Below are 5,241 nucleotides of genomic sequence, written 5' to 3' on the forward strand. Positions count from 1 at the left end.
TATCACTATTTTTAATACATAAATCCCCAGATTTTAAATCATGCATGATTTGATACATTACACAAGCTTCAAAATGCCTACGATTTATTTTTTCAGGATATTTATTTCTATTCGTATATCCTGTTAAAATTCTCCACCAAGGTTCTTTTACCCATGATAAATCAAGTCTTCCTATTTCTTTGTCTGTTGTTGAAATTGTATCTAATCTATTGGCGTTTTTATATTTTTTTATAAATTTTATAGCCTTTTCTATGGAATTGTTTTGGGTTGTTGAACACAACTGTATTTCATTAAGTATATGAAATAATACAAATCTTTTTCCCTTTAATGAATTCCATAAGAAAGGCCAATAATTATTATCTGAATATTTTTCATGTGTTTCACATTTTTCTAAAAGATCATCTAAATTTTTATTTTCCATTAACTGCATAAGAGCATTTATTTTTTTATCATCAGTTTCCTCTATCTTGTAAGTAATAATAAAGCTTTTTAAAGTAGATATAAGATTATCAGTAGTTTTAGATTGCTCAAGCTTATATTTAGCTAATTTATCTCTTGATTTATTTTGAGCATTTTTTATTAGTTTAATTAATATTTCTCCTATATCATCTAGTGTACTTGCAAGTCTTTGTTTTAAGAAACAAATTGCAAGTGTATATCTTTTTGATGCCTTTAATTCTTTCATTTTAGAGGAATCTAGACTTTTAGCTTCATTGACAAAATGTTTAATTTTTATATCTGGAACTTTAGTTAATATATTGGTATCTATTTCAATGGTTTTGAGTAAATTTAAGTAGGATATTACAACTTTTATATTCTTAACAGACGGTTTCCCAACATCTTGCTTGATGTTATTCCAAGATGTATATGTATCATTTTTTTCTGAAAGTAAAGAATCGATAGATTCGATTGTATTTGAATTAAGACTTTTGTATATATTTCTGTAGTATGAATTATATGTAGTATATCGTATTCTTCTAGATACTCTTACGAGTGTACTAAATGCTGGTAATTCATACTTTTGCTTTATGAGTTCTTCAATCACTATATTTATTATGTCTGCATCATTATCTTTTATTTTTGCAGCTTCAGTAGCAGCTTGTATAATAACTTTTCTTGATTCTTTTCCATATGGTTTTATATCTAAAAATTTTCTTATGGAATCCATATGATTAAATTTCATTCTTGATTTACTATATTTTTCAATTTGATCTTCTTCATATTGAATTCCCATTACATTTGATATATAGCTTTTAATTTCATTAGGAATATGATTCATTGAAGTAAAATACCCTAATCGTTGATAAGCTTTTAATAGGATTAATAAAAATAATTTATATTTTGGCTTTCGCGTAATCTCACTTGCAAATATAATTTCTTTATTTGATGGTAAATATGTATTTTCTAAATCATTTTCACTTAATGAACTTTTAAATCTTGGATATGCGGTTTCATTTATACTTGGCAATAATAATTCACCTCACAAAATTTTATAAAAGTAAATGAAGTTTATTTAAGAATCTATTTTATCGCTATTTATATATCTGTAATAAGTTGTTTTCCCTATATTAAAGTAACTAAGAATATCCTTAATAGACATTCCAACATCTTTCATTTGCTTCATTTTCTTTATATCTTTATCTGTTAATTTAAATTTAGGTCCAAATTTAACTCCTCTTCTTCTAGCAGCTTCAAGCCCTGCTAAGGTTCTTTCACGATTAATATCTCTTTCATATTCAGCAAAAGCAGCAGTTATACTGTACATTAACTTTCCTTGTGCTGTAGATGTATCTATCATTAAACTTCCAGTTAAAGTTTTTAAGTTAGCTTTCTTTTGATTAATTTCTTCTATGATATTTACAAGTTCTACAAGAGATCTCCCTATTCTATCTAATTTCCAAATAACAAGAGTGTCTCCTTCTTGTAATAAATTAGAAACCTTTTTAAATATAGGTCGTTCTTTTTTTCGAGATGATATTTTTTCTACATAAATATCTGATGGATGACAACCAGCTTCTTTAAGTGTATTTATTTGTAAATCTAAATTTTGATCTTTTGTTGATACTCTAGCATATCCAAAAAGCTTTCCCATTGTATCCTCCCTTATGTCCTATAATCCTATTTTCATGAAATATGGTACTTCTGTAATTATGGCACTATTTATGGAACCTATTTTATCATATTTTTTGTCGAAATAACAGTGAAGTTTTCAAGTTCCATAAACCATCGTATATGGGACTCTGATGTTTTTTCTAAATTAACACAATACGAAAATCGTTCCTTAAAGCATTTTATTGTAGGGAATGATTTTTTGTTTTATGTCAATTTTCTTTATGACTTACTAAAAAATCAGTAAATACATTACGCATTTCTATGTTTTTACAAAAATAGTCAAAAAATACCCGTTTACAAATTTAATGCGTAATTCGTTTGTTTCTTTTAAGAATTTTTGTTTTTTTATACGAAAGATAGGGGGAAGGGTATGGAATTATATTTATTCATATGTAAAGCACAAAAGGGAGATAAAAAATCTATTTCTGATTTATACTTAGATTTTTATCCTACAATCAAAAAGCTAAGTAATAATATCGGTTATGAAGAAGCAGAAACAGATTTAACTATATCTTTTTTAGAACTAATAAAAAATATGGATATAAAGTGTTTTTTTAACAAAGACAATAAACAAATTGCTAAATTTATAAATACCTTCTTAAAAAATAAATCAGTAGATTTTTTTAGAAAATATGTATTAAAGAAAAAGGAAATGGTGGAGATAAATTATGATCTATTGAGTGATAATTCAAACATTGATTTTTATAGTAATGTTTTTATTTTAGAACTACTTGAAAAGTTATCATACCTTCAAAAAGAGATTATTACCAAAAAAATTATATATGATTTTTCTGATACAGAAATAGCAAACCAATTGGGAATATCAAGACAAGCTGTTAATAGTACTAAAAACAGAGCTTTAAATAGACTTAGAAAAATTTTAATTCAAAATGGAGGTGAAGAAGTTGGAAGAAAAGATAATAGAATTAGCATCCAGCCAAGGTATATGGACAGCTCTAACGGTAGCATTAATATTTTATATTCTCAAAAACCAAGAAAAGAGAGATCTTCGTCAGGAAGAGAGAGAAATCAAGTATCAAAATATTATATCTAAACTAACAGAAAAATTAAATCTTGTTGAAGATATAAAAGAAGATGTTCAAGAAATAAAAAATCATGTATTTAAAAAAGAAGCTTAAATTAAGTAATTTACTGTATTTCAATTGTTTATAAAAACTTTTTAAAAAATTTTAGGTTGAAAGTTTACATTTTTAATATGAATTTCGTTTGTATATAGTGAGAAGGAAATAACCGGTTAAAAATTCTCAAGATATAGATTTAAGGTGTGTGAGCAAGATGAAAATTATAGAAACAAACTTAGCATTTAGAAAGAGTCTCAAAAAAATGAATAAGCCTTCTACGATAGTAAGTCATCATGCTGCACATAGTAGTGCAACTGTAGATGAGATACATAGATGGCATAAAGAAAATGGATGGAGTGAATTACCTATGCAACAAATACAGTATAAGCACTATAAAAGGTCATAGAGAGTTAAAAAGTACAAGCTGTCCTGGTCTAAATTTTCCTTTAATGGAAGCAAGGAGGCTGGTATTAGGTCTAAAAAATAAAATTTAAACTAAAGGAGATTAACAATTATGGGATATAATTATGGAGAACCATTACCAGATAAATCTGGATTATCAGAATTCGAAGGAAGAGATAGTGTAGATTTACTTGCAAGAATGATATATAGTGAAGCTAGAGGTGAAAGTTGGAAAGGTAAACAAGCAGTTGCACATGTAGCTAAAAATAGAAAAGAAAAACCATACAAGTTTGGCGATACTTATGAAGAAGTATTATTAAGTCCAAGACAATTTGCAGGCATGGCAGAAAAAGCTGCAAGAGAACCAGATACAAATTCACAAAGTTGGAATGATTCCCTTTATATAGCTCAACATATAGATTCACAAGATAATCCTATTGGTGGTAGATTATATTTTGGAAGATCTTATCCATCTGAAGCAACAAATATAATAAAAATAGGCAAGCATTACTTCTATAATGTTCCAGCGTGGGAGTAATAGTAAATGAAGATGTAAATAAATTTATATTTAAATAAAAAACTCTTTCCTGATAAGAAGTACAATTAAAATCAGGAAGGAGTTTTTTTATTTTGTTTTATTTAGTTTATGAGTAGTTACAGTTACTGTCGGATTCCCCTCAAATACTATTTTATTAGCTTTAAATTCATCATCTTTAAAAGAATAATCAATAATAATGTCTCCTAGATATTTTAAAGGCCGAGCTTCCGCTCCTACCCTGGCTTTTAATACATTATCTTCCATGGAATATTTTATATAGTGTTTAAAAAAAATATCTGAAACTTGTATAGGATAATAAGCTGTAAGATTTGGAGGAACATCACCTATTTTTACATTATAAATAGTATCATTTATTTTCATTTCCACTTCTTTTTTTGATAATATTTTTATTTCAACATTGTCTTTAATTACATCTAAAGCATTCTTAAATTTATATTCAGTAAAATCTTCAGGATTTATGATATGCATTGTATTGAGAGATATACCTGTTCCTCTATCTTCATATAATATAACAACTAATTCTTTTTTATCATCATTATTTAAATCTAAATAATATAATTTGGGTGGAACTTCAATCATTGATAATGTTTTCCAATTAAAAAATTTATTGACTCCATCTATACTTAATACTAAACCTTGATACCAAGGTTCTTGTTCGTTTAGGGCGTATAAATAGATTTTTTCTTCAGGAATAGAAGCAATTATTTTGGGAGCAGTATCAACATTAGTATTATGGCCTTGACTTTTTTCATCCGAATTCGATGATTTTGTATAGTAGGTATTATTGTTTTTTAGAGTAATTATTTTGCTATTTTGAGGTATTGCACTTGAAAATAAGGTATTTAATATAAAAACTATCATAACGAATATAAATATGCTTTTTTTCATTATTACCTCCAATTAAAATCAAATTATGAAATCTTAATATAGTTTTATTGTGCTATTATTATACTGTTTATATTCTCATATTTTATATAAAAATAGTATAATTTTATTTGTAATATATCAAGTAAATGGATTTTTATAGATTATTTTACAATTTTTTACTCCCTATTGCACTTTTTACACGAATCGTGGCCGTACCCC

At 26.3% G+C, this 5,241-nt stretch carries 6 protein-coding genes and 1 pseudogene; 4 read left to right on the forward strand and 3 right to left on the reverse strand.

Going from position 1 to position 5,241, the window contains the following annotated elements; all coding sequences use genetic code 11:
• Together BUA77_RS12575 and BUA77_RS12580 are read right to left on the reverse strand one after the other, a co-directional pair.
• The coding region (locus BUA77_RS12575) for a DUF4158 domain-containing protein (protein ID WP_143151367.1) at positions 1-1,468 on the reverse strand (1,468 nt) is incomplete at its 3' end.
• 45 nt (positions 1,469-1,513) lie between these two features.
• Positions 1,514-2,092 (reverse strand): recombinase family protein, encoded by a 579-nt coding sequence (locus BUA77_RS12580; protein ID WP_072890812.1) that lies wholly within the window; start codon positions 2,090-2,092, stop codon positions 1,514-1,516.
• A 672-nt stretch (positions 2,093-2,764) separates the two neighbouring features.
• Between BUA77_RS12580 and BUA77_RS14745 the strand changes: the two are divergent.
• The 4 genes and pseudogenes from BUA77_RS14745 to BUA77_RS12600 all read left to right on the forward strand — a co-directional run.
• Positions 2,765-2,977, forward strand: a pseudogene (locus BUA77_RS14745) (RNA polymerase sigma factor); the annotation flags it as partial.
• A gap of 25 nt (positions 2,978-3,002) precedes the next feature.
• Positions 3,003-3,251 (forward strand): BhlA/UviB family holin-like peptide, encoded by a 249-nt coding sequence (locus BUA77_RS14750; RefSeq protein ID WP_334292349.1) that lies wholly within the window; start codon positions 3,003-3,005, stop codon positions 3,249-3,251.
• A gap of 157 nt (positions 3,252-3,408) precedes the next feature.
• Positions 3,409-3,600: a peptidoglycan recognition protein family protein gene (locus tag BUA77_RS12595; protein WP_072890819.1), complete on the forward strand. Its 192-nt coding sequence runs from the start codon at positions 3,409-3,411 to the stop codon at positions 3,598-3,600.
• 108 nt (positions 3,601-3,708) lie between these two features.
• A complete protein-coding gene (locus BUA77_RS12600) occupies positions 3,709-4,134 on the forward strand; it encodes a cell wall hydrolase (protein ID WP_072890821.1) in 426 nt (141 codons plus the stop codon).
• Positions 4,135-4,221: 87 nt separating this feature from the next.
• Here BUA77_RS12600 and BUA77_RS12605 read toward each other — a convergent pair whose 3' ends face one another.
• Entirely contained in the window at positions 4,222-5,043 is an 822-nt protein-coding gene (locus BUA77_RS12605) for a hypothetical protein (protein ID WP_072890824.1), read from the reverse strand.
• Positions 5,044-5,241: the final 198 nt, after the last annotated feature.

Source organism: Tepidibacter formicigenes DSM 15518, assembly GCF_900142235.1.
In the GTDB taxonomy this organism is placed as follows: Bacteria; Bacillota; Clostridia; order Peptostreptococcales; family Peptostreptococcaceae; genus Tepidibacter; species Tepidibacter formicigenes.

Bases quoted from the DNA above. Each gene is read 5' to 3' on its own strand.
- BUA77_RS12580 (WP_072890812.1), bottom strand. From the start codon at position 2,092: ATGGGAAAGCTTTTTGGATATGCTAGAGTATCAACAAAAGATCAAAAT.
- BUA77_RS14750 (WP_334292349.1), top strand. From the start codon at position 3,003: ATGGAGGTGAAGAAGTTGGAAGAAAAGATAATAGAATTAGCATCCAGC.
- BUA77_RS12595 (WP_072890819.1), top strand. From the start codon at position 3,409: ATGAAAATTATAGAAACAAACTTAGCATTTAGAAAGAGTCTCAAAAAA.
- BUA77_RS12600 (WP_072890821.1), top strand. From the start codon at position 3,709: ATGGGATATAATTATGGAGAACCATTACCAGATAAATCTGGATTATCA.
- BUA77_RS12605 (WP_072890824.1), bottom strand. From the start codon at position 5,043: ATGAAAAAAAGCATATTTATATTCGTTATGATAGTTTTTATATTAAAT.